20 protein-coding genes are annotated in these 25,927 nt (G+C 59.8%); 10 read left to right on the top strand and 10 right to left on the bottom strand.

Annotation, left to right across the window (positions count from 1 at the left end; all coding sequences use genetic code 11):
• Positions 1-119: 119 nt before the first annotated feature.
• A complete protein-coding gene (metG, locus tag ACIQV9_RS09245) occupies positions 120-2,171 on the bottom strand; it encodes a methionine--tRNA ligase (protein ID WP_403100284.1) in 2,052 nt (683 codons plus the stop codon).
• 353 nt (positions 2,172-2,524) lie between these two features.
• On the opposite strand from metG, the gene apbC reads away from it, so the two are divergent.
• Positions 2,525-3,619 (top strand): iron-sulfur cluster carrier protein ApbC, encoded by a 1,095-nt coding sequence (apbC, locus tag ACIQV9_RS09250; RefSeq protein WP_403100287.1) that lies wholly within the window; start codon positions 2,525-2,527, stop codon positions 3,617-3,619.
• 92 nt (positions 3,620-3,711) lie between these two features.
• On the opposite strand, the gene ACIQV9_RS09255 is transcribed toward apbC, so the two are convergent.
• On the bottom strand, positions 3,712-4,470 hold the full coding sequence (locus tag ACIQV9_RS09255; RefSeq protein WP_403100290.1) for an SDR family oxidoreductase: 759 nt from the start codon (positions 4,468-4,470) through the stop codon (positions 3,712-3,714).
• Between the two features lie 166 nt (positions 4,471-4,636).
• Between ACIQV9_RS09255 and ACIQV9_RS09260 the strand changes: the two genes are divergently transcribed.
• From ACIQV9_RS09260 to groL, 4 genes are all read left to right on the top strand, one after another.
• A complete protein-coding gene (locus tag ACIQV9_RS09260; RefSeq protein WP_403100292.1) occupies positions 4,637-5,368 on the top strand; it encodes a HugZ family protein in 732 nt (243 codons plus the stop codon).
• 66 nt (positions 5,369-5,434) lie between these two features.
• Positions 5,435-5,911: an FxsA family protein gene (locus tag ACIQV9_RS09265; RefSeq protein WP_403100295.1), complete on the top strand. Its 477-nt coding sequence runs from the start codon at positions 5,435-5,437 to the stop codon at positions 5,909-5,911.
• Between the two features lie 247 nt (positions 5,912-6,158).
• Positions 6,159-6,452 carry a co-chaperone GroES gene (locus ACIQV9_RS09270; protein ID WP_007948593.1) on the top strand — a complete coding sequence of 98 codons (294 nt, stop codon included), beginning with the start codon at positions 6,159-6,161 and terminating at the stop codon, positions 6,450-6,452.
• A 49-nt stretch (positions 6,453-6,501) separates the two neighbouring features.
• Positions 6,502-8,145 carry a chaperonin GroEL gene (gene groL / locus ACIQV9_RS09275; protein ID WP_008155543.1) on the top strand — a complete coding sequence of 548 codons (1,644 nt, stop codon included), beginning with the start codon at positions 6,502-6,504 and terminating at the stop codon, positions 8,143-8,145.
• Between the two features lie 171 nt (positions 8,146-8,316).
• Here the strand turns inward: groL and ACIQV9_RS09280 are convergent, their stop codons facing one another.
• On the bottom strand, positions 8,317-9,060 hold the full coding sequence (locus ACIQV9_RS09280; protein ID WP_403100299.1) for a phosphatase PAP2 family protein: 744 nt from the start codon (positions 9,058-9,060) through the stop codon (positions 8,317-8,319).
• Positions 9,061-9,279: 219 nt separating this feature from the next.
• Between ACIQV9_RS09280 and colR the strand changes: the two genes are divergently transcribed.
• From colR to ACIQV9_RS09305, 5 genes are all read left to right on the top strand, one after another.
• The gene (colR, locus tag ACIQV9_RS09285; RefSeq protein WP_054045155.1) at positions 9,280-9,963 is read left to right on the top strand and encodes a two-component system response regulator ColR; all 684 of its coding nucleotides are present in this window, start codon (positions 9,280-9,282) and stop codon (positions 9,961-9,963) included.
• A complete protein-coding gene (locus ACIQV9_RS09290) occupies positions 9,953-11,227 on the top strand; it encodes a sensor histidine kinase (protein WP_403100302.1) in 1,275 nt (424 codons plus the stop codon). The genes colR and ACIQV9_RS09290 overlap by 11 nt, the downstream gene beginning before the upstream one ends.
• A 159-nt stretch (positions 11,228-11,386) precedes the next feature.
• Positions 11,387-12,055 (top strand): class I SAM-dependent methyltransferase, encoded by a 669-nt coding sequence (locus tag ACIQV9_RS09295; RefSeq protein ID WP_403100506.1) that lies wholly within the window; start codon positions 11,387-11,389, stop codon positions 12,053-12,055.
• A 4-nt stretch (positions 12,056-12,059) separates the two neighbouring features.
• Positions 12,060-12,773 carry a lipopolysaccharide kinase InaA family protein gene (locus ACIQV9_RS09300; RefSeq protein ID WP_403100304.1) on the top strand — a complete coding sequence of 238 codons (714 nt, stop codon included), beginning with the start codon at positions 12,060-12,062 and terminating at the stop codon, positions 12,771-12,773.
• A gap of 2 nt (positions 12,774-12,775) precedes the next feature.
• The gene (locus ACIQV9_RS09305) at positions 12,776-13,003 is read left to right on the top strand and encodes a hypothetical protein (protein ID WP_403100307.1); all 228 of its coding nucleotides are present in this window, start codon (positions 12,776-12,778) and stop codon (positions 13,001-13,003) included.
• 256 nt (positions 13,004-13,259) lie between these two features.
• Here the strand turns inward: ACIQV9_RS09305 and ACIQV9_RS09310 are convergent, their stop codons facing one another.
• From ACIQV9_RS09310 to ACIQV9_RS09340, 7 genes are all read right to left on the bottom strand, one after another.
• Positions 13,260-16,295, bottom strand: a complete 3,036-nt coding sequence (locus ACIQV9_RS09310; RefSeq protein WP_403100309.1) for a multidrug efflux RND transporter permease subunit — start codon at positions 16,293-16,295, stop codon at positions 13,260-13,262.
• Positions 16,296-16,308: 13 nt separating this feature from the next.
• Positions 16,309-17,457 carry an efflux RND transporter periplasmic adaptor subunit gene (locus ACIQV9_RS09315; protein WP_403100312.1) on the bottom strand — a complete coding sequence of 383 codons (1,149 nt, stop codon included), beginning with the start codon at positions 17,455-17,457 and terminating at the stop codon, positions 16,309-16,311.
• A gap of 204 nt (positions 17,458-17,661) precedes the next feature.
• On the bottom strand, positions 17,662-18,759 hold the full coding sequence (locus tag ACIQV9_RS09320) for a DUF1513 domain-containing protein (protein WP_403100314.1): 1,098 nt from the start codon (positions 18,757-18,759) through the stop codon (positions 17,662-17,664).
• Between the two features lie 14 nt (positions 18,760-18,773).
• Positions 18,774-19,838, bottom strand: a complete 1,065-nt coding sequence (locus ACIQV9_RS09325) for an imelysin family protein (protein ID WP_403100316.1) — start codon at positions 19,836-19,838, stop codon at positions 18,774-18,776.
• Positions 19,839-19,864: 26 nt separating this feature from the next.
• Positions 19,865-21,292 carry a di-heme oxidoredictase family protein gene (locus ACIQV9_RS09330; protein ID WP_403100319.1) on the bottom strand — a complete coding sequence of 476 codons (1,428 nt, stop codon included), beginning with the start codon at positions 21,290-21,292 and terminating at the stop codon, positions 19,865-19,867.
• A gap of 327 nt (positions 21,293-21,619) precedes the next feature.
• Positions 21,620-22,969, bottom strand: coding sequence for an imelysin family protein (locus tag ACIQV9_RS09335; protein WP_403100322.1), 1,350 nt, complete (start codon positions 22,967-22,969; stop codon positions 21,620-21,622).
• 208 nt (positions 22,970-23,177) lie between these two features.
• A complete protein-coding gene (locus ACIQV9_RS09340) occupies positions 23,178-25,229 on the bottom strand; it encodes a putative bifunctional diguanylate cyclase/phosphodiesterase (RefSeq protein WP_403100324.1) in 2,052 nt (683 codons plus the stop codon).
• Between the last annotated feature and the right edge of the window lie 698 nt (positions 25,230-25,927).

Here is a 25,927-nt window from a genome sequence, read left to right on the forward strand (position 1 = left end):
CAAGAAGAGGCCTGTCTAACAAGGTTAGGCATTATCCGGCAAGGACGGAGGGTGGGGCCAGATATGAAAATCCCACAGTCGCGCCAGGCACGACTGTGGGATCGATTTACCGCAGAAACTTACTTGATGCGCTGACCCGGCTTGGCGCCGCTGTCGGGGCTGAGCAGGTAGATTTCTTCACCGCCAGGACCGGCCGCCATCACCATGCCTTCGGAAATGCCGAACTTCATTTTCCGTGGCTTGAGGTTGGCGATCATCATGGTCAGACGGCCATTGAGCTTGGACGGATCCGGGTAAGCACTCTTGATCCCGGAGAACACGTTGCGTTGCTCGTCACCGATGTCCAGGGTCAGGCGCAGCAGTTTGTCGGCCCCTTCCACGTGCTCGGCCTTGAGGATCAAGGCCACGCGCAGGTCGACAGCAGCGAAGGCGTCGAACTCGATTTCCGGCGACAGCGGATCCTTGGCCAGTTCGCCGTTGCCGGCAGGCGCAGCGTCACCGGTGTCGGTTGCGCTGGCGGTCAGGTCTTCTTTCGACGCGTCGCTCATGGCTTGCACTTTTACCGGGTCGATACGGGTCATCAGCGGCTTGAACTCGTTCAACTGATGGTTGCTGAGCAAGGTGGCGTGGTCATTCCAGGTCAGCGGCGCGACGTTGAGGAACGCCTCGGCGTCCGCGGCCAGCAGCGGCAGCACCGGCTTGAGGAAAATCACCAGTTGGCGGAACAGGTTCACGCCCAAGGCGCAGATGGCCTGGACTTCGTCCTGCTTGCCTTCCTGTTTGTTCAGCGACCACGGCGCCTTGTCGGCGATCCAGGCGTTGGCACGGTCGGCCAGGCCCATGATCTCGCGCATGGCACGGGCGAAGTCGCGAGCCTCGTAGGCCTCGGCAATGCTTGGCGCTGCGGCGAAGAACGCGTCGGTCAGTTCTGGCGCGGCATTACCTGCCACCAGTACACCGGCGTTGCCTTTATGGATGAAGCCGGCGCAACGGCTGGCGATGTTGACGACTTTACCGACCAGATCGGAGTTGACCTTCTGCACGAAATCTTCAAGGTTCAGGTCAAGGTCGTCGACGCCACGGCTCAGCTTGGCCGCGTAGTAGTAGCGCAGATATTCCGGCGACAGGTGGTCCAGGTAAGTTCGGGCCTTGATGAAGGTGCCACGGGATTTGGACATTTTCTGCCCGTTGACGGTCAGGTAACCGTGCACGTTGATGCCGGTCGGCTTGCGGAAGCCGGCGCCTTCGAGCATCGCTGGCCAGAACAGGGCGTGGAAGTTGACGATGTCCTTGCCGATGAAATGGTACAGCTCGGCGGTGGAATCCTTGCCCCAGAACGCGTCGAAATCAAGTGTAGGCGTGCGGTCACACAGGTTCTTGAAGCTGGCCATGTAGCCGATCGGCGCGTCCAGCCAGACGTAGAAGTATTTGCCTGGCTCGTCAGGGATTTCGAAACCGAAGTACGGCGCATCGCGGGAGATGTCCCACTGTTGCAGGCCGGCGTCCAGCCATTCGGCGATCTTGTTCGCCACGGCTTCTTGCAGGGTGCCGCTGCGGGTCCAGGTCTGCAGCATTTCCTGGAAGTCCGGCAGCTTGAAGAAGAAGTGCTGGGAATCCTTGAGCACCGGGGTGGCGCCGGAGATCGCCGACTTCGGTTCCTTCAGGTCGGTCGGCGCGTAGGTCGCACCGCATTTTTCGCAGTTGTCGCCATATTGGTCTTCAGTGCCGCACTTCGGGCAGGTGCCCTTGATGAAGCGGTCGGCCAGGAACATTTTCTTTTCCGGGTCGAAGTACTGAGTGATCGAGCGCTGGGCGATGTGCCCGGCGTCGCGCAGCTTCAGGTAGATCTGGCTCGACAGCTCACGGTTTTCTTCTGCGTGAGTGGAGTGGAAGTTGTCGAAGTCCACCAGGAACTCGGCAAAGTCGGCGCTGTGTTCAGCCTGGACGTTGGCGATCAGTTGTTCCGGGGTGATGCCTTCCTTTTCGGCGCGCAGCATGATGGCCGAACCGTGGGCGTCGTCGGCGCAGACATAAATGCATTGGTTGCCGCGGTGCTTCTGGAAGCGCACCCACATATCGGTCTGGATGTATTCCAGCATGTGGCCAAGATGGATCGAACCATTGGCATAGGGCAGGGCGCTGGTGACGAGGATCTTGCGTGGCTCGGACATGGGGCTCGGCTACTTGATGAAACGGAGGTCGGCCACTATAAAGCGCCGGCGCATATTTTTCACCCCCGAGGCCTGAGGGCTTATTGTTGCAAAAGGACTTTTGTGGTGAGGGGATTTATCTGTGGCGAGGGGATTTATCCCCGTTGGGTGGCGAAGCCGCCCCATAAATTTGCCATCACGCTATATCCAGTAAACCGAGTGCGATGGGTTTACGACTGCTGCGCAGTCGAACGGGGATAAATCCCCTCGCCACAGGATTGCGCTCACAACAAATGATCTTCGGGCATGCCGACTTGAGTGCGGAACGGTTAGGATACCCGCCTGATTTTCCAGTCTTGCTATCGGAGTTGCCCATGAGCGCCGTCAATCGCGCAGCGGTGGAAGCCGTCCTTCGCCAATACACCGACCCTTATCTGAACCAGGACCCGGTCAGCGCCGGGTGCGTGCGCAGCATCGACATCCAGGGCGATCGCGTCAGCGTGCAGCTGGAGCTGGGTTACGCCGCCGGTCTGTTCAAAAGTGGCTGGTCGCAGATGCTGCAAATGGCGATCGAAGGTCTCGACGGCGTGACGAGCGCTCGCGTTGACATCACCAGTGTGATGGCCGCGCACAAGGCGCAGGCGCAAATCCCGGGCCTGGCCAACGTCAAGAACGTGGTCGCCGTGGCGTCCGGCAAGGGCGGTGTGGGCAAATCCACCACCGCCGCCAACCTCGCGCTGGCCCTGGCCCGTGAAGGCGCCAAGGTCGGGATTCTCGACGCGGACATCTACGGCCCGAGTCAGGGCATCATGTTCGGCATCCCTGAAGGCACCCGACCGAAGGTCAAGGATCAGAAATGGTTCGTGCCGATCGAGTCCCATGGCGTGGAAGTAATGTCCATGGCCTTCCTGACCGACGACAACACGCCGATGGTCTGGCGCGGGCCGATGGTCTCCGGTGCGTTGTTGCAGCTGGTCACGCAAACCGCCTGGGGCGACCTGGATTACCTGGTCATCGACATGCCGCCAGGCACCGGTGACATCCAGCTGACCCTGGCGCAAAAAGTCCCGGTGGCCGGTGCCGTCATTGTCACCACCCCGCAAGACCTGGCGCTGCTGGACGCGCGCAAAGGCGTGGAGATGTTCCGCAAGGTCAACATCCCGGTACTGGGCGTGGTGGAAAACATGGCCGTGCACATCTGCTCCAACTGCGGGCATGCCGAGCATCTGTTTGGTGAAGGTGGTGGGGTGAAGCTGGCCAACCAGTATGGCGTCGAGCTGCTGGCGTCGTTGCCGCTGGCAATGGCTATCCGCGAACAGGCCGATGGCGGCAAGCCAACGGTGATCGCCGAGCCGGACAGCCCGATTGCGCTGGTGTACCAGGAACTCGCCCGCCATGTTGGCGCGCGGATTGTGTTGCAGGAAGCGGCATCGCCTGCAATGCCGAACATCACCATCAGCGACGATTAAAACGCTTGCGTAGGAGCCAGGCTTGCCGGCGAAGGCGTCTTCAAGGCCGCTTTCGCCGGCAAGCCTGGCTCCTACAGGACTGTGATCTTGCTTTAGACGCGCAAACCGCCATCCATTTCCAGAATCCGGCCGGTGTAGTAGTCGTTCTCGAAAATGTACGCCGCCGAGTGGGCGATCTCTTCCGGTTTGCCCATGCGCTTGAGCGGAATCCCCGCCGTCATCTTCTCCAGCGCTTCAGGCTTCATGCCCAATGTCATCTCGGTTTCGATAAAGCCCGGTGCGATGCCCGCCACGCGAATGCCATAACGCGCCAGTTCCTTGGCCCAGGTCACGGTCGCTGCAGCCACGCCAGCCTTGGCGGCGGAGTAGTTGGTCTGGCCGACGTTGCCGGCGCGGGAGATCGAGGAGATATTGATGATCGCGCCGCTGTTGTTCAGCTCGACCATTTTTGCCGCGACTTCACGGGTGCACAGGAACACGCCGGTCAGGTTGACGTCGATGACCGCCTGCCATTGGGCCAGGCTCATCTTGGTCATTTCGCCGTCCTTGACCTTCAGCAGCAGGCCGTCACGCAGGATGCCGGCGTTGTTGATCAGGCCATGAATCGCGCCGAAATCTTCGGCCACTTGGGCGACCATATGTGTCACTTGCTCTTCATTGGCGACGTTGCACAGGTAAGCCCGAGCCTCGACGCCCTTGGCTTTGCACGCCGCGACCGTGTCGTCGAGCTTTTCCTGGTTCAGGTCCACCAGCGCCAGCTTCGCGCCTTTACCCGCGAAATACTCGGCCATGGAGCGGCCTAAACCCTGGCAACCGCCAGTGATAATGATTACTTTGTCAGTGAGTTGCATTCGCATGCCCCAATAGCAGGTTCAGAGTGGTTTCCTTCCTAGAGGGCCTCTCGATCTGCACCTGATGTGGCCTGGTTGCACATGAGAACTGCCCCGATGGCGTACTGGTACTTATCCCCAGGCGCCTGTCCGTTTTTTCGACGGATTCTATATAAGGAGTCATAAATTGAGCGTTGAAGCGGCCAAGAATGCCCGAGAATTGCTTCTCAAGGAATACCGCGGGGTGCTGTCGACGCACTCCAAGTCGATGCCCGGCTTCCCGTTTGGCTCCGTCGTTCCGTATTGCCTCGACGAGCAGGGCCGGCCGCTGATCCTGATCAGCCGCATCGCCCAGCACACCCACAACCTGCAGAAAGATCCGAAATGCTCGCTGTTTGTGGGCGAGCGTGAGGCCGACGATGTGCAAGCCGTTGGTCGCCTGACTTACCTGGCCGAAGCGGAAAAGCTCGAAGACGAGGCCGCGATCGAAGCGGCGGCCGAGCGTTACTACCGCTATTTCCCGGAGTCGCAGAGCTACCACAAGGCCCACGATTTCGATTTCTGGGTGCTCAAGCCCGTGCGTCACCGTTACATCGGCGGTTTCGGCGCGATTCACTGGGTCGATCAGTTGACCCTGGCCAACCCGTTCGCCGGCAAGGCCGAAGTGAGCATGGTCGAGCACATGAATGCTGATCACGCCAAAGCCATCGCACACTACGTCGACCTGGCGGGGCTGCCGAAAACCGAACCGGCGCAACTGGCCGGTATCGACGGCGAAGGCATGCACCTGCGCATTGGTCAGGCCCTTTACTGGCTACCGTTCCAGGCAACTTGTAATACGCCGACACAAGTGCGCGAAGCCTTGGTTTTCCTGGCTCACGCCGAGCATTGGCCGAAAAATGAAGTGGCTGACGCTTGAATTCACGAAACGGCGACGTCATCTAGGGAAGACTGGCAAGGCATTCTTGCGTTGAGGAACCATTTGATGCGCCCTTTTTTATTGCTCTTTGTACTGTTTCCGGTGTTGGAGCTGTTCGTATTCGTCAAGGTCAGCGGGGCCATCGGGTTTTTCCCGGCCCTGCTGCTGATCATTCTCGGCTCGATGCTCGGCGTGTTCGTGCTGCGTATCGCCGGTCTGGCCACCGCGTTGCGTGCGCGTGAAAGCCTGAACCGCGGCGAGCTGCCGGCCCAGACCATGCTGGAAGGTTTGATGCTGGCCCTGGCGGGCGGCCTGTTGATCCTGCCGGGCTTCGTCACGGACGTGCTGGGTCTGATCATGCTGCTGCCGATCTCCCGTCGACTGCTGGCCAATAAAATGCGTCAGCGCGCTGAAGAGGCGGCGATCCGTCAGCGGGCGTTTGCCGATGATCTTCAACCACGTGGCGGTCCTGCTCCGCAGCAGCCGCTGGGCCGCGAGCCCAACGTGATCGAAGGCGAGTTCGAACACCGCGATTCCAGGTAAAGCGTTTCAGCTTCACGGCACCTTCGGGTGCCGTGTTCGTTTTTGGGGCATTGATGCAAAAAATTTCGATCCCCGCCCTTGTAATAAGCTTATGCGCCCTTATGTAACGGTCACCGCAAGGTTTCTGGCGATCACGCCAGACAGACTTCCGCGGTTCGCTTGACGAACCGCACCCGGCACCGCCGGATTTGTTAAACCCGCCGGGAATACACCGGCCGATGAAAACCACAATTAGGAGAGATCGACAATGAAGCTTCGTCCTCTGCATGACCGCGTCGTCGTCCGTCGCAGCGAAGAAGAAAAGAAAACCGCTGGCGGTATCGTCCTGCCAGGTTCGGCTGCTGAAAAGCCAAACCAGGGCGAAGTCCTCGCTGTAGGCCCAGGCAAAGTCCTGGACAACGGTGAAGTGCGTGCGCTGTCCGTGAAAGTGGGTGACAAGGTTGTGTTCGGCCCTTACTCCGGCAGCAACACTGTGAAAGTTGACGGCGAAGACCTGCTGGTCATCGGCGAGAGCGAAATCCTCGCTGTTGTCGAAGGCTGATTCCCCGCTCATTTTCCCGCTACTACAAAGTATTTAAGGAATATCGATCATGGCTGCTAAAGAAGTTAAATTCGGCGATTCCGCCCGTAAGAAAATGCTCGCCGGTGTCAACGTCCTGGCTGACGCAGTAAAAGCGACCCTGGGCCCTAAAGGCCGTAACGTGATCATCGAGAAGAGCTTCGGCGCTCCGACCATCACCAAGGACGGCGTGTCCGTTGCCAAAGAAATCGAGCTGAAAGATCGCTTCGAAAACATGGGCGCGCAGCTGGTCAAAGACGTTGCCTCCCGTGCCAACGATGACGCAGGCGACGGCACCACCACCGCTACCGTTCTGGCTCAATCGATCGTCAACGAAGGCCTGAAAGCCGTCGCTGCCGGCATGAACCCGATGGACCTGAAACGCGGCATCGACAAAGCGACCATCGCTATCGTCAAAGAGCTGAAAGCCCTGTCCAAGCCTTGCGCTGACACCAAGGCCATCGCTCAGGTCGGCACCATCTCGGCCAACTCCGACAGCTCCATCGGCGACATCATTGCCGAAGCCATGGAAAAAGTCGGTAAAGAAGGCGTGATCACCGTTGAAGAAGGCTCGGGCCTGGAGAACGAACTGTCGGTTGTTGAAGGCATGCAGTTCGACCGTGGCTACCTGTCCCCGTACTTCGTCAACAAGCCAGAGACCATGACTGCCGAGCTCGACGGTCCGCTGATCCTGCTGGTCGACAAAAAGATCTCGAACATCCGCGAAATGCTGCCAGTACTGGAAGCCGTTGCCAAAGCCGGCCGTCCACTGCTGATCGTGGCCGAAGACGTTGAAGGCGAAGCCCTGGCGACTCTGGTTGTGAACAACATGCGTGGCATCGTTAAAGTCGCAGCCGTCAAGGCTCCAGGCTTCGGCGACCGTCGCAAGGCCATGCTGCAGGACATCGCTGTTCTGACCGGCGGTACCGTTATCTCCGAAGAGATCGGCCTGAGCCTGGAAAGCACTACCCTGGAACACCTGGGTAATGCCAAGCGCGTGATCCTGTCCAAAGAAAACACCACCGTGATCGACGGCGCCGGCGTTGAAGCTGATATCCAGGCTCGCGTTCTGCAGATCCGTCAGCAAGTGGCTGACACTTCGTCCGACTACGACCGTGAAAAACTGCAAGAGCGTCTGGCCAAGCTGTCCGGCGGCGTTGCAGTGATCAAGGTTGGCGCCGGTTCCGAAGTTGAAATGAAAGAGAAGAAAGCCCGCGTTGAAGACGCCCTGCACGCTACCCGTGCAGCCGTTGAAGAAGGCGTGGTACCTGGCGGTGGCGTGGCACTGGTTCGCGCTCTGCAGGCTATCTCCGAGCTCAAAGGCGACAACGATGACCAGAACGTTGGCATCCAGTTGCTGCGTCGCGCTGTTGAAGCGCCACTGCGTCAGATCGTTGCCAACTCCGGCGACGAGCCAAGCGTTGTGGTCGACAAGGTCAAGCAGGGTTCGGGTAACTACGGTTACAACGCTGCGACCGGCGAATACGGCGACATGATCGAAATGGGCATCCTGGACCCGGCTAAAGTGACTCGTTCGGCTCTGCAAGCGGCTTCGTCGATTGCCAGCCTGATGATCACCACCGAAGCCATGATCGCCGAGATCAAGGAAGACGGCCCAGCTGGCGGCGGTATGCCAGACATGGGCGGTATGGGTGGCATGGGCGGCATGATGTAAGCCAGCCTTACCCCGGTACATAAAAGCCCCGCCGGCGATGAGCCGGCGGGGTTTTTTATTACCCGTCGTAAAAAACAGGTTGTTGCTTAGGGCCTCTTCGCGGGCAAGCCTCGCTCCTACAGGTCCAGCGAAATCCCTGTAGGAGCGAGGCTTGCCCGCGAAGGCGTCAGTTCAGGCGCTGACCGGTTGTGCTTCGGACTCTCTCTCAACCTTGGAAGCCGGTCGATACAGGATGTAGTAGTAAGACCCCAAACAGATCAACCAGCAAAAAATCGCCGTCCACACGTTATGCGAAAAGAAGTGCGCCCCCTGCATCATCCGGCTCACCGAAAACACCGTCCCCAATGCAAAGGCAAACACAAACGCCTGTCGTGCCAGCCGTGGACGTCGGTCACGCAGTACAAAGAACAACGCAAACAGCGTAAACCCGGTGGCCGCATGTCCCCCCGGCCAGCAACGCCCGGGCTTGTCGGTCTGCGGACGCGGGCTGAGCAGTTCGCTGTAGGTTTCGTGGCCACCGAACTGCTCGAGGCTCCAGGGGCATTGCACCGCCGTCACCGCTTTGACCGGGGTCACGAACGAGGTCGCCAGCGCCAGCGACAACACCAGACAACCCAGTTCGCGTTTGAACGGCTTGAGCCGGTCCATGAAAAACGAGCCTATAAAGCCGATGATCGCAAACACCGAAAACGCGATGACCACCTGCTTGGCGCGGTCATGCAGAATGTTTTCAAGAAAGTAACTGTGGCGCCCGATGAAATCCCCGGCGACCGGGTCGTAGAACAGTTTGGCCAGGTCCATGTCCAGGGACGTCAGTTCGAGCAGCAGCAAAATGATCGCCGCAATGGTGGGGACACCCAGGCACACCCAAAAGTTGAGCGGTCTGGAAGCGGGGCGGGCGGCGGTCGAAGCCATGGCAGTTCCTTGGTCGATAAAGGGGTCTGGAGAGCGCATCCGCGCGGAGTCTGAGCCCGGCGCTGTCGTCGGCGTGTGAATCGAGAGTGAAAAACTTGTTAAGGCCTTTATTAGCTTTTCTGGCGGATTGACAACTGCACGCAGCCCTAGCCCTGAGCCACACTTGGCCTTAAGCTGCGCGGGCCATGACGGCCGTTACTGTGTGCGGAGGAGGTGCCCATGCGAATTCTATTGGTTGAAGACAACCGCGATATCCTGGCCAATCTGGCCGATTACCTGGGGCTCAAAGGCTACACCGTGGATTGCGCGCAGGACGGTTTGTCAGGCTTGCACCTGGCGGCCACCGAGCACTATGACTTGATCGTGCTCGACATCATGTTGCCCGGCATTGACGGCTATACCCTGTGCAAACGCTTGCGTGAAGATGCCCGCCGCGACACGCCGGTGATCATGCTCACCGCGCGCGATCAGCTGGATGACCGGCTGCAAGGCTTCAAGTCCGGTGCCGATGACTACCTGATCAAACCGTTCGCCCTGTCCGAACTGGCGGCGCGGATTGAGGCGGTCATGCGTCGTGCCCAAGGTGGCGGTCGACGCGCCTTGCAGGTGGGTGATTTGAGCTATGACCTCGACACCCTGGAGGTGACCCGCGAAGGTCGTCTGCTCAAACTCAACCCGGTCGGCCTGAAGTTGCTGGCCGTGCTGATGCAGAAAAGTCCGCATGTTCTGCGACGCGAAATTCTCGAAGAAGCCCTCTGGGGCGATGACTGCCCGGACAGCGACAGCCTGCGCAGCCACGTCCACCAATTGCGCCAGGTGATCGACAAGCCCTTCGCCAAGCCCTTGCTGCAAACCGTGCACGGTGTGGGTTATCGCTTGGCCGAGGGCCGTGATGGAGTTTAAGCAGAGCCTTGCTCAACGGATCATCATCGCCTTTGCGCTGATGAGCGCACTGGTGGCAGGCGCCTTCGCCATGGGCATTGTGGCGACCGTGCACCTGGTCGAAGAAAAGCTGATTTCGGCCGGGCTGGGGGGTGATTTGCAACGGCTGTTGCTGATGGACAGCGTTTCTGACTGGAGCCATCGCCCCGAGCCGGACCAGATGTTCTATTTCAGCGGTGGGCCGGGGGACTTCGAGCTGCCCAAGGATTTGCGGCACCTGGACTCCGGATTCCACGAGGTCTTTCGCGAGCAACTGTCGTATCACGCGATGGTCGAAGTCGTCGATGGCCGGCGCTACGTATTGCTTCAGGACCAAAGCGATTTCGAAGAGCGTGAGCGGGTGCTGTTTGCCGTGGTGCTGGTGGGTTTCGTGCTGAGCCTGGCGCTCGCGATCTTTCTCGGTTGGGTCCTGGCGCGCAAAGTGATGGCGCCGGTGGTACGACTGGCTCGCCAGGTGCGTCATCGCGATCAATTGCTGGGGCTGGCGCCGCCTCTGGCGCCGGATTATGCCGCTGACGAAGTGGGCGAGCTGGCCGTTGCCTTCGACGCCACCCTTGGGCGTTTGCGCCAGGCATTGACCCGTGAGCGACTGTTTACCAGTGACGTCAGCCACGAACTGCGCACACCGTTGATGGTGCTGGCCAGTTCCTGTGAGTTGTTGTTGGAAAACCCCGGTATCGACCAGCGTGGCCGTGCCCAGGTCGAGCGAATTGCCCGTGCGTGCGCCGAGATGCGCGAATTGGTGCAAACGTTTCTGATGTTGGCCAGGACCCAGCGAGAAGACGCCAGCATGGCGCCACAGCAGACGCTGGGGCAGGTCGCCGACGGGCTGCTCAACCAGTGGCGCGAACCGATTGAAGCCAAGGGGCTGAGCCTGGACTTCGAACCGGGCAATCCGCTGGGCACTTGTTACAACGCAACCCTTTTGCACGCCGTCATGGGCAACTTGTTGCGTAACGCACTGCATTACACCGAACGCGGGTTTATCCGCTTGACCCTCACGGTCACGGGTTTCACGGTCGAGGACAGCGGTGTGGGCATTCCCGAGGAAAAACGCGAGGCAATGTTCGAACCTTTCGTGCGCGGCAGCGAAAAGCGCGGCGAGGGCCTGGGACTGGGATTGTCGCTGGTACAGCGGATCTGCGAGAACCAGGGCTGGAGCGTCAGCCTGACCAATATGGAACCTAATGGCTGTCGTTTTCAGGTGGAATTGAGCCAAATTTAGCGGTGCTTGAGAAGTTGAAGCTCCCGGCCCTGACAGCCGCCCTGAAAAATCTTGAAATGATTGCGCAATTCCTTAACAATTTTTTCACAAAGGTATGACCTGACACTGACACTACGCTACCTAAGGTACTTGTCATCAGAAGTTCAGGAGACCTTAATGATGGACGGCCCGATCAAACTCGATTTTTCCGAAAAGTACGACGATCAACACGCTCAAAGGTATTTGCAGAAGCATCAGGATGGCCTCGGTCGTAAGCTATCCCACTGGCGTGACGTGCAGTTGGCGCGAAAGGCGCTGAAGCTGGTCGGTGAGCCAGGGCTGGTCCTCGATTTGCCGTGTGGGGCAGGGCGTTTTTGGCCAATGCTGGCGGAAAAAGCCAATCGCGCGATCATCGGTGCCGACAACTCCGAGTCAATGTTGAAGATTGCCACCCAGGCGCAACCAGCCGAAGTGGTCAAACGGGTACAGCCCTTGCACACTTCTGCATTCGACATTGCATTGCCCGACAACGCTGTCGACAGCATTTTCTGCATGCGTTTGCTGCATCACATCGGTGAAGCCGAGCATCGACTGGCCATTCTGCGCGAATTTGAACGAGTCACGCGTGACAGCGTGATCCTTTCGTTGTGGGTGGATGGCAATTTCAAAGCCTGGAAACGCAAGCGCTCAGAGAAACGGCGTGGGCAGGAAGGTTATCAAAATCGGTTTGTGTTACCGGCTGCCACGGTAGAAAAGGAGTTTGAACAGGCGGGGTTCCGTATTCAGGAACAACTGGACTTTTTACCGCTCTATGCCATGTGGCGAGTTTACGTATTACGCAAGAGGTAACAGGATGGCAGTGCAATGTGCAGCAGAAACGGACGTCGCTTCTCAGGACCGCTTCGACTATTTCTGGAATCAGCGCGGTGAATGGGTAGAAGAACCCAACATCCGTCGCGGTGGAGAAAGTGGCGTGCAGCGTGTCATGGGCAGTGATGGACAGCTGCTCTATGCCAAGCGGCAGACCGGGCATATCTATCGCAGCTGGCTGCACCCCTTCGGCCGCCCGACCGTATTGCGCGAGCGTGATGCGCTCATTGGCCTGCGCTCGCTTGGCGTGAGAGTTCCGGAAATCATTTTCTGCGGCGCACAGCGCGACCCTGTGCACAAATGGCGCGCATTGCTGGTGACCAAGTCGCTGGACGGCTTTGAGGAAATCGAACACTGGTACGCCGGTGGCGGTCGCGAGCGCCACGGCGAGGCGGTGCATGACCGCGTGTTGAAGGACCTGGCCGAGAACCTGGCCCGCATGCACAAGGGCCGTTGGCAGCACAGCTGCATCTACATCAAGCACGTTTTCGTGCGGGTTACCGGTGAGGGCGAGTTGGCCAACGTCGAAATTGCCTTGATCGACCTGGAGAAATGCCGACAGCGCTTGACCGCCTATCGCGCGGCTGCTCATGACCTGAAGCAGCTGCGCCGCCACTCGTCGTTCAGCACGGCAGACTGGCGCAAACTCGTCTACTTTTATGAGACGGCGTTTGGCAGCGCTATCAAAGGTTTATAGCAATGAAACTAGAAATTGCTCGAGGTGTGTTTTTGATAGGAGCCTTGGCAGTTGCTTCATTTGCGGTGGCAGCGTGGGAGCAGCCCCGCACGCAAGTCCTTAGTTCAGTGAGCGGTGACGCCCACTGTCCGTTGCCTCGGGTAGCCAAGGCATCCGTAGCATCACAACCCGATCATGATTTATTGCTGTTCATGTTCGGACTTTCTCAAGGAATGAGGCCACAAAGTTGAACAGATTGAAGCCCAAATAAAAGGCCTCGCCAAATGCGAGGCCTTTTTTTGTGCCCGGATTCCAGGCCTTGCATAGCCCCCTGTGCCGATCGTTCCCACGCTCCGCGTGGGAGTGCCTCAACGGACGCTCCGCGTTCGGCTGTTGATGGGACGCGGAGCGTCCCGGGCTGCATTCCCACGCAGAGCGTGGGAACGATCATTCAACGGATAAGTTGACTGATCCGCCGCCATCGCGAGCAAGCTCGCTCCCACAGGGTTATGGGTGTTCTTTGGCATCGGGTTTGGCCAGCAAGGTGTAGATGCACGGCAACACAAACAGTGTAAACAACGTCCCGATCGACATCCCCGTTGCGATCACCATGCCGATATCAAACCGGCTGACCGCGCCCGCGCCTGTAGCGATGATCAACGGCACCATGCCGAACACCATTGCCGCCGTGGTCATCAACACCGGACGCAATCGAATCGCCGCCGCTTCCTCCACAGCCTCTCGAGGTGTCAGGCCTTTCTCCTTGCGCAGCTGGTTGGCGAACTCGACGATCAGGATGCCGTGCTTGCTGATCAGCCCGATCAAGGTCACCAGCCCCACCTGGGTGTAAATGTTCATGCTCGACCACCCCAGGAACAGCGGAATCAACGCGCCACAAATCGACAGTGGCACGGTCACCAAAATCACCAGAGGATCGCGGAAGCTTTCGAACTGGGCCGCCAGCACCAGGAAAATGATCGCGAGCGCCAGGGCGAAGGTCACCCACAGCGCGCTGCCTTCCTGGACGTATTGGCGCGACGCACCGGCGTAATCGATGGCAAAACCGGCCGGCGCTTCTTCCTGCGTGATCTGGCGCACGGCGTCGATGGCCTCACCCATGCTGACCAGCGGCACCCCGGACAGGATGGCCGAGTTGAGTTGCTGGAACTGGTTCAACTGCCGTGGACGCGCCCGGTCGGTGACGGTGATCAGGGTCGACAGGGCCAGCAGTTCGCCTTGGGTGTTTTTCACGTAATAGTTGTTCAGCCAGTCCGGGTTGTCCCGGAAAGGTCGTTCGACCTGAGCGATGACCTTGTAGCTGCGACCTTCAATAGTGAAACGGTTGATCTCCGCCTGACCCAGCAACGTGGCCAGTGTTCCGCCCAGGTCCTGCATGGACACACCCATCTGCGCGGCTTTGGCGCGATCGATGTCCACGACAACTTCAGGTTTATCGAAGGCCAGGTCGACGTCGACAAAGGCGAACTTGCCGGACTCCATCGCCCGTTTTTTCACCCGGTCCATCACTTGCAGTAGCGCCTCGTAATCGTTGGCCGTGTTGATGACGAATTGAAACGGCAACCCTTCGCCGGTGCCGGGCAGGGAGGGCAGGTTGAAGCCAAAGATCTGCAACCCCGAAATGCTCTCCAGTTTGCGCTGGACCTCGGGCAGGATTGCCATTTGCGTACGGTCCCGTTCGTTCCACGGTTTGAGCAGGAAACCGCCAATCCCCGATTGCACGCCGCTGAATCCATTGATCTGGAACGAGGAGTAGTACTCGGGAAACTCCTTGAAGATCGTGATGAATTCGTCGGTGTAGGTGTTCAGGTAATCGAGGTTGGCCGGTTGCGGGGCGTTGGCCAGCATGAAAATGATGCCCTGATCTTCGTCGGGCGCCAGTTCCGACTTGGTGAATTTGAGCAGCACCGGAATCAGGCACAGCACGATCACCGCAAACACCAGCACCACCGGCCGAGTGTTGAGGGTACCGTGGAGCATGCTTTGGTATCGGCGCTTGAGGCCTTCGAAAATCAGGTCCAGTCGGTGCGCGAGGCCACTGGGATTTTCGTCGTGGCGCAGCAAAAAGGCACACATCATCGGCGACAGGGTCAGCGCGACTACGCCGGAAATCACCACCGCCCCGGCCAGCGTCAGGGCGAACTCCTTGAACAGCGCCCCGGTGAGCCCGGTCAGGAAACCGATGGGCGCATACACCGCCGCCAAGGTGATGGTCATCGAGACCACCGGCATCGCAATTTCCCGAGCGCCTTCGATGGCCGCGTCCAGCGGCGTCTTGCCTTCCTCGATGTGCCGGTGAATGTTCTCCACCACCACAATGGCATCGTCCACCACCAATCCGATCGCCAGCACCATCGCCAGCAGGGTCAACAGGTTGATCGAGTAGCCCATCATCTGCATGAAGAACATCACGCCGATCATCGACAGCGGAATGGTCACCACCGGGATCACTACCGAACGCAGCGCCCCGAGAAACAGAAACACCACCACGATCACGATCAGCACGGCTTCGAAGAGGGTTTTCACCACTTCATCGATCGAGGCCTGGATGAACAGCGTGGCGTCGTAGGCAATTTCCCCTTTGAGGTTGGGCGGCAGCTGGGCTTCCAGCTCCGGCATGATCTTGCGCACTTCCTTGATCACGTCCAGCGGGTTGGCGCCCGGCGTGGCCTTGATGCCGATGTACACCGAAGGCGTGCCACCGAACGAACTGATCGAGTCGTAGTTTTCCGCACCCATCTCGACCCGCGCCACATCGCTGAGCAGCACGCGACTGTCGCCATCGACCTTGAGCGGAATCGCGGCGAACGCTTCGGCGGATTTCAGCTCGGTGTTGGCATTGATGCTGGTGACGACGTACTCGCCTTTCACTTCACCGGCGGCGGAGAGGAAGTTGTACTGGCGCACCGCGTTGGTCACGTCGCTGGCGCTCAGGCCGAACCCGGCCAGCTTCATCGGGTCCAGCCACAGACGCATGGCGAACACCTGGTTGCCGAGAATCTCGGCTTCCGCCATGCCCGGCAGTGTCGCCAGTTTCGGCTGGATGACCCGCGACAGGTAGTCAGTGATCTGTGGGTTGCTCAGTTCCTTGCTGAAGAAACTGATGTACATGAGGGCCGAGGCGTCGGCCGCTTCTTTACTCAACACCGGGTCTTCGGCGTCCTGAGGCAGCTGGTTTTTCACCTCATTGGCCTTGGCCAGCAGCTCGGTGAACAAGCGGTCGCTGTTGGAGCCGATGCGCGCGTAGATCGAAATCACCGAGAAGTTCTGTCGACTGACCGAGGTCATGTAGTCGATGCCTTCGGCACTGGCCAGGCTCTGCTGCATCGGTTGGGTGATGTAGCCCTGAATGGTTTCGGCGTTGGCCCCGGGGTACGCCGTGGTCACCGTGATCAGGGCGTTTTCCATTTGCGGGTATTGGCGCAGCGGCAGCTTGCTCCAGGCCTGGAAGCCCAGCAGCACAATCAACAGGCTGACCACGGTGGCGAGCACCGGGCGGCGGATGAACGGGTCAGTAAAAGCCATGTGGATTCCTTGATCAGTCAACGCGAGGCTGACTGCTCTTCTCGGCTAGGGTCTTGTCGTCGCTGATGGCAATGTGTGCGCCGTTGTCCAGTTTGATCTGACCGGCCGTGACCACTTTTTCGCCGTTCTGCACGCCTTTGGTAATCATCACCAGCCCGTCTCGGCGCTCGCCGGTTTCGATGAAACGCCGTTCGGCGATCAGGATTGGCTGGCCCTTGTCGTCTTTTTCGAGGCTGCCGTCTTCGGCTTTTTTCTGCGCGACGACGTAGAGCGAGTTGCCGTACAGCGTGTAGGTAATCGCGCTTTCCGGCACGACGATGCGCAGCTGCGGGTCGGGCAGCATCACTTGCAGGCTGGCGAACATGCCCGGCAGCAGTTTGCCGTCAGGGTTGTCCAGGGTCGCGCGGACCTGCACGTTGCGGGTGCTGTTTTCGACTTTCGGGTTGATCGCGCTGATGGTGCCGGGGAAGGTCTGTGTCGGATAGGCCGAGACAATGATCTGCACCGACTGGCCGACGCCGATCTTCGGCACCGACTGCTCGGGCACGAAGAAGTCGACGTAGAGGCTGCTGAGATCTTGCAGGGTGGCAATCATGGTGCCGCTGGCCACGTAGTCACCGACATCGACCTGACGAATACCGATGGTGCCGCTGAACGGGGCGAGAATGCGCTTTTTCGCCAGCGACGCCTTGAGCTGGTTAACCGTGGCCTGGTCCTTTTTCATGATCGCCGAGAGTCGGTCGAACTCACCTTTGGAGATCGCCTGGCTGCCCACCAGTTGGCTGCCGCGGTTGTAATTCACTGTCGACAGCCCGAGGTCCGCCATCGCGGTTTCCAGCAAAGCCTTTTCCACGCCGCTGTCGAGTTGCACGATCGGCTGGCCGGCCTTGACCTGCTGCCCGGACTCGAACTGCACATCCATGACGGTGCCGGCGATCTCCAGGCTCAGGTCGACCCCTTGCAACGCCTTGATTGTGCCAACGGACGGCAGACGGGCCTGCCACGGGCGTTCGGCGGCAGTGGTCGCGGCGACACTGATCGGCGGTTTCGGCGCGGAAAAGCCTTGAATCATCGTGTAGATGGAGAAGGCTTTGTAACCGGCCAGGACCAGCACGATCAGCAGAACAACACCCAACATGATCAGCATGCGGCGACGCAGCATATTTCCACTTCCTTGGAGAAAATCAGGTGAGACAGTGGGGCACATTACTCCGAGAGTGGCAGTGAATCCAACTGCCACTTATTACAGGATCTCGCAAAACCTGTAGGAGCGAAGCTTGCTCGCGAAAGCGGTGTGTCAGTCAACGAAGATACCGACTGATAGGGCGCCTTCGCGAGCAAGCTTCGCTCCTACAAGAGGGAAAGGTCAGATGAGATGCAGGTGGTTGTCCCAGAGCCCTGCCGGCAGCTCCAGCGGTTTTGCAACCAGATTTGTCTGGCGGCAATCGTAGTACCGGCAGCGTCCCTGACCCGAGGTCACGACGAACCCATCCGCCACCGCGCCAACCCCGGCGCAGTCGGGAAGCGGCGCATCCAGGCGCACTTCGCCGCTGTCCATGTCCCAGATGAAAAAGCGGTTGCCGCGCGGCGCGGTCAACGCGACCAGCCGCAAGTCACTGTGGACCGCAACGCTGGCGGTGTAATGCCCCATCGCCTGCAACTGATGCTCCGGCACCGGGAACGCCACGAACGGTTGGCCGGGTCGCTTGATCGCCAGCAGCTCCGAAGACTCGTGGGACGGCCCCATGAACTGCTGACCGGCGACGATGGTGCCGTCGCTGGCGATCCCCAGATGCCGCACGCTGTTCATCTGCTGGGCGAGGGTTTCCTTGCTCAGCAGCGTGCCGTCCCGTTGCATCAACACCAGGCTCGGCTCCATGGCGTTGAGGTTCATCTCGACCCGGCTTTCCGCCTCGGTGCGAATGCCGCCGTTGGCCACTACCAAGGTTTCGCCATCCGGCATCCACGACACCTGATGCGGGCCGATGCCATGGGTGGAAATCTCGCCGCTGTGCACCAGCCGCTCACCTTCGAACTTATACACACCCAACAACCCGCGACCCGGATCAGAGGTGTCATTCTCGGTGGCGTACAGCCAGTCGCCGCTCTTGTGAATCACCGCGTGACCGTAGAAGTGCCGGTTCGGCAGCGAGGCCACGGTTTGCAGCAGCGTGCCGTCGCGCAGGTCGATCAGATAACTCTCGGTGCCCGGACGCCGGGCGACAAACAGCGCGATCGGCAGCGTCGGGTGGTTGATGATGTCGTGGCAACGCTGGCCGACCTGGGTGGCGAACACACGGGTGCCGTCCAGCCGATAACCGACGGCGTAATGCTTGCCGTCGCCATCGTCCCGCGCCGACAGCAGCAGCGGGCTCTTGTCCTTTTGCTTGAACAGCGTCCAGCCGCCCAGTGTCACTGCTCCCAGCAGCAAACTACCTAAAGTCAGAGCCTGACGTCGCAGCATGGCACTCGCCCTCATCAATCACCGTCGTTGGCGTTGAAGCCCAGTTGGATGCCCAGCGCCTTGGCCAGTTCACCTTCGTGCAGGCGATGGACGACGTTGAGGCTGTCGTAGATATCGTTGAGTTGCTGGCGCCCGGCGTCGTCGTTGAGCATCTCGGTCAGCGGACGTTGATTGCTGGCGAACAGCTTCAGGGACGCGGCGTAAGCGGCATCGATCTTGTCCGCCAACGGTTTCTGCTCGCTCGGCAACAGGCCGCGCAGGCCTTTGTTGTCGACGCCTTCCCACACGGTTTTGGCCGCGGCGAGGCTGGCTTCCAGGCCGGTCAGGGACGACTGGCTGCGCCAGGCATCGGCCTGGAACGGTTGCGGCACGCCTTTGCTCTGACGGCCCATCGGCGTGCCGAGTTTTTTCTTCAAGGTGTCGAGGGCGGTGACCTGGACTCGCAGCAGATCGGCGATGGCCTCATGGGAATCGGCGTAGCGCTGGTTGGGGAATTTGCTCATCTGCGCGAGCATGCCGTCGGTGTGGTTCCAGCTTTGTAGTATCTCTTCGGCCAGTTGCTTCTGACGCTCGCCGATTGCCTTCAGCAGTGGGCAATACTTGGCTTTTTGCGCGTCGTTGGCCACGTCAGGCTTGCTGTCGAACAGGATGTATTCATAGGCCGAGAGGCCCTGTACCACGACGCTGGACTTTGCCAGGGCGGTGGCATCGATCTGCGGCTGCGCGATGACCAGTTGCTCGACCTGACGGCCGACCAGGTTTTTCTTGTCCGGCCAGAACTGCACCTGCCAGGCGCGATTGCCTTCGGCCAGCGGGCCGATCAACAGCGGTTGCAGCTCGGCCCAGGCTTTTTGTGCGTGCAGGAAGTCGGCGCGGGCGGTGTCGAGGTTTTCCTTGCCTTCGCAGTAGGCGAGGGCGCTGACGGCCAATTGGCGGTCGGCTTCAACCCAGCGAGTGTAGGTCGGCAGGATCACTGACTTGGCAATCGCCGCAGAGGTGACAGCTTGTGGGTCCTGTGGCGAACAGGCGCCCAAGGCTAGCGCTGCAAGGCTGGTGAACAACAATTTGGGACGGAACATGTCGGGCTCCCGCTATGGAATACGTATTAAAGGGAATTCAAAAACGCCAGCAACGCAGCGCGCTGCTCGGCATTGAAAGACAAAACCTGTTGCTGGGCCGCTTTCGCTTCGCCGCCATGCCAGAGCACGGCTTCCAGCAGATTTCGCGCGCGGCCGTCATGCAAAAACTGGGTGTGGCCACTGACCGCCTGCGTCAGGCCGATGCCCCACAACGGCGGGGTGCGCCAGTCGCGGCCGCTGGCCTGGAATTCGGTGCGGTTGTCGGCCAGACCGTCGCCCATGTCGTGCAGCAGCAGATCGCTGTAAGGGCGAATCACTTGATTGGCCAGTTCAGGTTCGGCGGCGTTGGCGGCGGTGGTGTATTTGGGGGTGTGACAGGACTGGCAGCCAGCCTGGAAAAACAGGTTCTTGCCGGCCAGCACTTCGGGCGCGTTGACGTCGCGACGGGCCGGCACGGCGAGATTACGGCTGTAGAACAGTACCAGGCGCAGGATGTTATCGCTGACTTCCGGCTCGCCATTCGGGCCGTTGCCGGTCGGCGCCTGTTTGCAGGCTGTTTGCGCCTCGGTGCAGTCGTCGAAGGGGCGCAGGCTGGTGGTCAGGCCCATGTCGCCGGAAAACGCGTGAATGTTCTGTTGATTGAGGTTCGGTTGCCCGGCTTTCCAGCCGAACCGGCCAAGGACGGTCTTCTGTTGCACGTCGTCCCAGACCCGGTTCGGCCGCCCGGCGATGCCGTTTTTGTCCTTGGCCTGAGCCTCGGCGTTGGCCAGGATCGCTTCGTCAGGGATGGCTTCGAGCAAGCCCAGGCCAATCATCGGCGGGGCAACGCGCGCCGAGAAACGGGTGTCGGGGTGCATCGGGCCGTAACCCAGCTGAGTGATGTTCAGGCTCGGTTTGCGCAACTCGATTTCGGTGCCGTCCTTGAAGCGGACCGGAACGGGGGTGTAATCGACCCGCACTTTGCCTTCCGGGGTCACGCCGGGTATGGCCATGTCCTGGAACTGGCCGCCGTAGACCGGCTCCGGGACCACGCCGAGCTGCTCGATGACCTTGGCGTAGGCCGGCGCGTCCGGGATCGACAGGCGCACCAGCATCGATACCGCGTTCGTGGCATCGGGCGTCGGCGGATGACCGCGACCGTCCTTGATGTGACAGCCCTGACAGGCGTTGGTGTTGAACAACGGACCGAGGCCGTCCCGGGCAGTGGTGGTCGACGGGGCGATCACCCAAGGGTTGCGGAAGAAGCTGTTGCCGACGCTGAAATCCACGCGCCGTGACGGCGACAGGTTGGCGGAGGGCAGGGAGAAAGCATTTTGATCGGTCTTGCGCACAGTCGCTGCGCCACCGGACCGGGCTTCACCGGGTTCGGCCTCGGTAAAACGCGGGGCGTCATCGCAGGCACTCAGGCCCAGGGCCAGCAACAGTGCGGACAAGCGAAGAAGCAGCGAGGGCATCAGACATCCTGCAAGACGAGCAAAACAAGGGCGCAAAGTCTAACAGGGCAAGGGAGTTTGAATAAGAGGAATTATCGTTTGGTTGATGTGGGGCATGTATTCACAGAAGACCGAGTCGCGGCCATCGCGAGCAGGCTCGCTCCCACAGGATTTGCGCAAGACCCTGTAGGAGCGAGGCTTGCCCGCGAAGGCGGCGTCACATTAAACATATTTAGTGACTGGGACACCGCCTTCGCGAGCAAGCTTCGCTCCTACCAGAAACAGTTTTGGGCAGATATGAAAAAGGCGACCCGAAGGTCGCCTCTGTAGTCACTCAGCCAGCGTTGATCAGAACTCGTGATCAGCGTTGTCCGGGTTCAGGTCGCTGATGCCCAGTTTGCCGGCGGCGGCTTCGATCGAACCGGTCTGCTTGACCAGGGCCGCGATAGCGTCGCGAACGATCTGGTTGCCAGCGGTGTTGCCGGCAGCGATCAACTGGTCGTAGTGCTCACCCTTGTTGGCGTGATCGACGATGACCTGCATCTTGGCTTCGGTGGCAGCCAGGTCGGCTTTCAGCGCGGTGTCGGCAGCCGGGTCGGCTTTGGCCACCAGGGACGACAGGCTGGCGCCGGTCATTTTGGTGCCGTCTACGCGGGTGTATTCGCCCAGGTACACGTTGCGAACACCCTTGGCATCGTAGAACTGCGAGTTATGGGTGTTGTCGCTGAAGCAATCGTGTTCGTCTTCAGGGGAGTTGGCTTCCAGGGAAACCTTCATGCGCTCGCCCGCCAGTTCGCCCAGGGACAGGCTGCCCATGCCGAACAGCATTTTGCGCAGGCCGGAATCAACCGATTCCGCTTCCAGAGTGGCGCGGTAGTTGTCGGCCACGTTCGGCTTCCAGTTACCGACCATTTCTTCCAGGTCGCTGACCAGCAACTGGGTGACAGACTTCAGGTAAGCGCGGCGACGATCGTTGTGACCGCCGGTGGCGCCTTTGCCTTCCAGGTAGTCGGAGGCTGGACGGTTGCCGGCGCCAGGGCCGGTGCCGTTCAGGTCCTGGCCCCAGAGCAGGAATTCGATGGCGTGGTAGCCGGTGGCGACGTTGGCCTCGGAACCGCCCAGCTCGTTCAGGCTGGCGAGTTTTTCCGGGGTGATGTCTTTGACGTCGATCTTGTCTTCGCCGACCTGAACCTGGGTATTGGCGATGATGTTGGCCGTGGCGCCCGGGTTACCCAGTGCGTGCTCGTAGGATTTGTCGACGTAGTCGATCAGGCCTTCGTCCAGAGGCCAGGCGTTCACCTGACCTTCCCAGTCGTCGATGATGGTGTTGCCGAAGCGGAACACTTCGCTCTGCAGGTAAGGAACGCGGGCAGCAACCCAGGCAGCCTTGGCAGCTTTCAGGGTGTCGGCGTTCGGCTTGGCGAGGAAGGCGTCAACGGCGGTTTGCAGGGTCTTCGCGGTGGATTCGGCATCGCTGTAAACGGCGTAGACGATGTCGGCGTAATGCGCGACAACGGCTTTGGCGGCGGCTTCGTCGACCTTGCTGGTAGCGGCAGGTGCGGCAGCTGGAGCCGGCGCGGTCGTGCTGGCGGCCGGCGTAGGCGCTGGAGCTGCTGCTTTGTCTTTACCTTCGCCACAACCGGCGAGGGAAATAGCGATGGCCAACAGACTGGCGGTAGCCAGAGGCATACGAATCATGGCGAACATCCTGCTTCGAGAGAGGGTGGTAGGGCGCAGCAAGTGCGCAAAACTGCGACATAATGCAAATCTTTCGCATTATGTGTAAAGGGTTGTAGCTGGAAATATTTCTTATTCGCGCGGGGTTTGTGTCGTAGATCAAGAGAACGCAGCCTCGTTTCACTCGACAGCTGCTACAGAGTGAAACGAGGCTGCGATTTTTTGATCTCTACAAAATAGCCGCGTTACTGCGTTGCGCCTGTTTCAGGTAGGCGCCCAATTCCCGCGCCGGCAGCGGTTTGCTGTAGTGGTAGCCCTGACCTTCGTGGCAGCCTTCGGAGATGATGTAGGCCTCTTGCTCGGCGGTTTCCACGCCTTCGGCAATCACCTGCATGCCCAGGCTCTTGCCCAGCTGGATGATCGCGCGAACGATGGTGGCATCGTCGTCGTCATCGAGCAGGTCCTGCACGAAGCTCTTGTCGATCTTGATCTTGTCCAGCGGCAGGCTTTTCAGATAACTCAAGGACGAATAACCGGTACCGAAATCGTCGATCGCAATCAATGCGCCGGAGCGACGCAGGCTTAACAGATGCTGGGCGGCGGTGCTGATGTCTTCCATCAGGCCGGTTTCGGTGACTTCCAGCTCCAGGCTGCGAGGGGGAAGGCGGTACATCTGCAGCAGGTTGTTGACCACTCGCGGCAGCTCGGCATGGTGCAGTTGCACCGTGGACAGATTTACCGCCATGCGCAGGTCGGTGAAACCCTGGTCATGCCACTCGCGCAGTTGTTTGCAGGCCTGATCCAGCACCCACTCGCCGATGGCGATGATGGTGCCGTTCTGCTCGGCCAACGGGATGAACAGGTCGGGCGGCACCAGGCCATGTTCGGGATGCTGCCAGCGAATCAGTGCCTCGACACCCACCACCCGGTGATCGCGATAGCTGATCTGCGGTTGATAGACGAGGTAGAACTGGTCCCGCCGCAGGGCGTCGCGCAGGTCTTTTTCCAGTTCCCGACGGCGGCGCATCTCGGTGTCGACGCTGGCAATGTAGAACTGATAACGGTTGCGCGAGCGGGTTTTCGCCAGCGTCATGGTCTGCTCGGCTTTTTGCAGCAGTTTCTCGGTGCTGTCGCCGTCCTCGGGAAACAGGGTGATGCCGATGGTCGCGCGCAGGCGGATTTCCTGATGATCGAGGGCAAACGCCGCTTCCAGGTCATCGAGGATGCTTTGCGCCAGTTCGGCGGCTTCATAAGGTTGTTCGATATCGGCCTGGACCAGGGCGAACTGGTCACCACCGAGACGGGCGAGGGAGCCGAGGCGGCCACTGTGAGCGCGCAGGCGATCGGCCAGGGCCAGCAGCAATTGGTCGCCGGTCTGATAGCTGAACTGTTCGTTGATGCCTTTGAAGTCGTCCAGACCTACAACCAAAACCGCCACCCGGCGCTGCAATTTGCCGGCGTCGACCAGGATTTTGTCCAGTTGCTGCTGCAATTGCTGACGGTTCGGCAAACCGGTGAGGAAGTCGTACTGGGCCATGCGCAGCAGGCTGTTTTCCGCCTCATGGCGCAGGTGGGTGTTGCGCTCGATGGATTCTAGCAACTGGTTGGCGGTGTTGATCCAGATCCCCAGTTCGTTCTTTTCATGACCCTTGAGCAGCGGGATCTTGTGTTCGCTGGGGCGGTCCGGATTGATTTCGGTCAGGTGTTCGATGATTCGCGACAGCGGTTTGGTCAGCAGCCAGTGGTAGACCAGGTACAGCACCAGGCCCATGGCCAGGGCGCGTAACACGCCGGAGATGAAGATGATCACTGAACTGACGATGAAACCCTGCCCATAGGTGGCGGTGTCGAGGGTGATGCTCAGGTCGCCGTAATATTCGCTGTAGGGGCCGCGACCGACCAGTTGGGTGGTGAAGGTGCGTTCCTTGCCAAGAATGAGGTCGGTCAGCCAGCGGCTGTTTGAATGCTGCAACTCACGGGATTTTTGCGCGAGCATGGCTTCGTTGGGATGGCCAATGGAGGCCTGGCGCACGGCTTCGTCCTGGAACAGGCCTTCGATGACCTGCATGCCCATTTCCCGGTCCAGGCTGTAGACGGCCTGGGTCGAAGGGTCGCGGAACATGTCGAGGATGCGCTCGGCATCGTTGGCCACGGCCTGGCGTGTTTTATAGGCATCGAAAACGATCTGCGCGCAGCTCAAGACCACGCCGACGATCAATGCCGACAGGAGCACGACCCGGAGCAACTTCACCGACAAGCTGTTCTTGAGTTCCAGCTTCAAAGGGTTATTCCTTGTTCCGTGCGGGTAGCATCAAGTTGCCATGAGTATTGGCAATCCCGTGATGGCAGTCAAAGGGACAATCAACCTCAGGGTTTTTTGCCTGTAGCTTGGCCGAAATGCTGTTGTTTTGAGTATTTGCCCTATTAGTACTGTGTCGGTAGTTGAGTCCTTCAACTTGAGGGGGATTGGGACTATTTTTCCTTTTGTTGATGTTAGCCTGCTGTGGCGTGTGGGCAAGGGGCCGAATGCTCGTTTCATTGTCCGAGATTGGCTTGGTTACTTGGCGGCCTTATAGCCGACCATGTTCTTGTGGGTTTGTGTACATATCCATTGCTGCGGTAACGGCTGCTTATGGTTTCGCCCTTACGGCGAGTCCCTTTTGTCAAACGCCACAAAAGGAACCAAAAAGTCTCGCCCCAAGCGTCCGGCCCCTCGCTAAGGCTCGGCGTTCCTTCGCTCCGGTATCCATCCGGGGACACTGCCCTCCGGTCTGCTTCGCGACGACCTACATGCAGCGTGTTCGACTGCGTCGAACGGCGCTACACGCCACTCCCCGGATGAACACCTCCACTCAGCCTCCCGACGGGGCGGGTGGATCAAGATCAAAAGCAGGCGAGCTAACGCTCGGCCTATTGAGTGGTGAGAAGCGAAGCGTGTACACCGAACCCTTGTAGGAGCGAGCCTGCTCGCGATGGCGG

The organism is Pseudomonas sp. NPDC099000, assembly GCF_044759925.1.
Lineage (GTDB): Bacteria > Pseudomonadota > Gammaproteobacteria > Pseudomonadales > Pseudomonadaceae > Aquipseudomonas.

Coding starts and splice junctions, on each gene's coding strand:
- ACIQV9_RS09325 (WP_403100316.1), bottom strand. CDS start 19,838: ATGTTCCGTCCCAAATTGTTGTTCACCAGCCTTGCAGCGCTAGCCTTG.
- ACIQV9_RS09320 (WP_403100314.1), bottom strand. CDS start 18,759: ATGCTGCGACGTCAGGCTCTGACTTTAGGTAGTTTGCTGCTGGGAGCA.
- ACIQV9_RS09300 (WP_403100304.1), top strand. CDS start 12,060: ATGGCAGTGCAATGTGCAGCAGAAACGGACGTCGCTTCTCAGGACCGC.
- metG (WP_403100284.1), bottom strand. CDS start 2,171: ATGTCCGAGCCACGCAAGATCCTCGTCACCAGCGCCCTGCCCTATGCC.
- ACIQV9_RS09310 (WP_403100309.1), bottom strand. CDS start 16,295: ATGGCTTTTACTGACCCGTTCATCCGCCGCCCGGTGCTCGCCACCGTG.
- ACIQV9_RS09270 (WP_007948593.1), top strand. CDS start 6,159: ATGAAGCTTCGTCCTCTGCATGACCGCGTCGTCGTCCGTCGCAGCGAA.
- groL (WP_008155543.1), top strand. CDS start 6,502: ATGGCTGCTAAAGAAGTTAAATTCGGCGATTCCGCCCGTAAGAAAATG.
- ACIQV9_RS09295 (WP_403100506.1), top strand. CDS start 11,387: ATGGACGGCCCGATCAAACTCGATTTTTCCGAAAAGTACGACGATCAA.
- ACIQV9_RS09255 (WP_403100290.1), bottom strand. CDS start 4,470: ATGCAACTCACTGACAAAGTAATCATTATCACTGGCGGTTGCCAGGGT.
- ACIQV9_RS09280 (WP_403100299.1), bottom strand. CDS start 9,060: ATGGCTTCGACCGCCGCCCGCCCCGCTTCCAGACCGCTCAACTTTTGG.
- ACIQV9_RS09290 (WP_403100302.1), top strand. CDS start 9,953: ATGGAGTTTAAGCAGAGCCTTGCTCAACGGATCATCATCGCCTTTGCG.
- ACIQV9_RS09315 (WP_403100312.1), bottom strand. CDS start 17,457: ATGCTGCGTCGCCGCATGCTGATCATGTTGGGTGTTGTTCTGCTGATC.
- colR (WP_054045155.1), top strand. CDS start 9,280: ATGCGAATTCTATTGGTTGAAGACAACCGCGATATCCTGGCCAATCTG.
- ACIQV9_RS09265 (WP_403100295.1), top strand. CDS start 5,435: ATGCGCCCTTTTTTATTGCTCTTTGTACTGTTTCCGGTGTTGGAGCTG.
- ACIQV9_RS09330 (WP_403100319.1), bottom strand. CDS start 21,292: ATGCCCTCGCTGCTTCTTCGCTTGTCCGCACTGTTGCTGGCCCTGGGC.
- apbC (WP_403100287.1), top strand. CDS start 2,525: ATGAGCGCCGTCAATCGCGCAGCGGTGGAAGCCGTCCTTCGCCAATAC.
- ACIQV9_RS09335 (WP_403100322.1), bottom strand. CDS start 22,969: ATGATTCGTATGCCTCTGGCTACCGCCAGTCTGTTGGCCATCGCTATT.
- ACIQV9_RS09305 (WP_403100307.1), top strand. CDS start 12,776: ATGAAACTAGAAATTGCTCGAGGTGTGTTTTTGATAGGAGCCTTGGCA.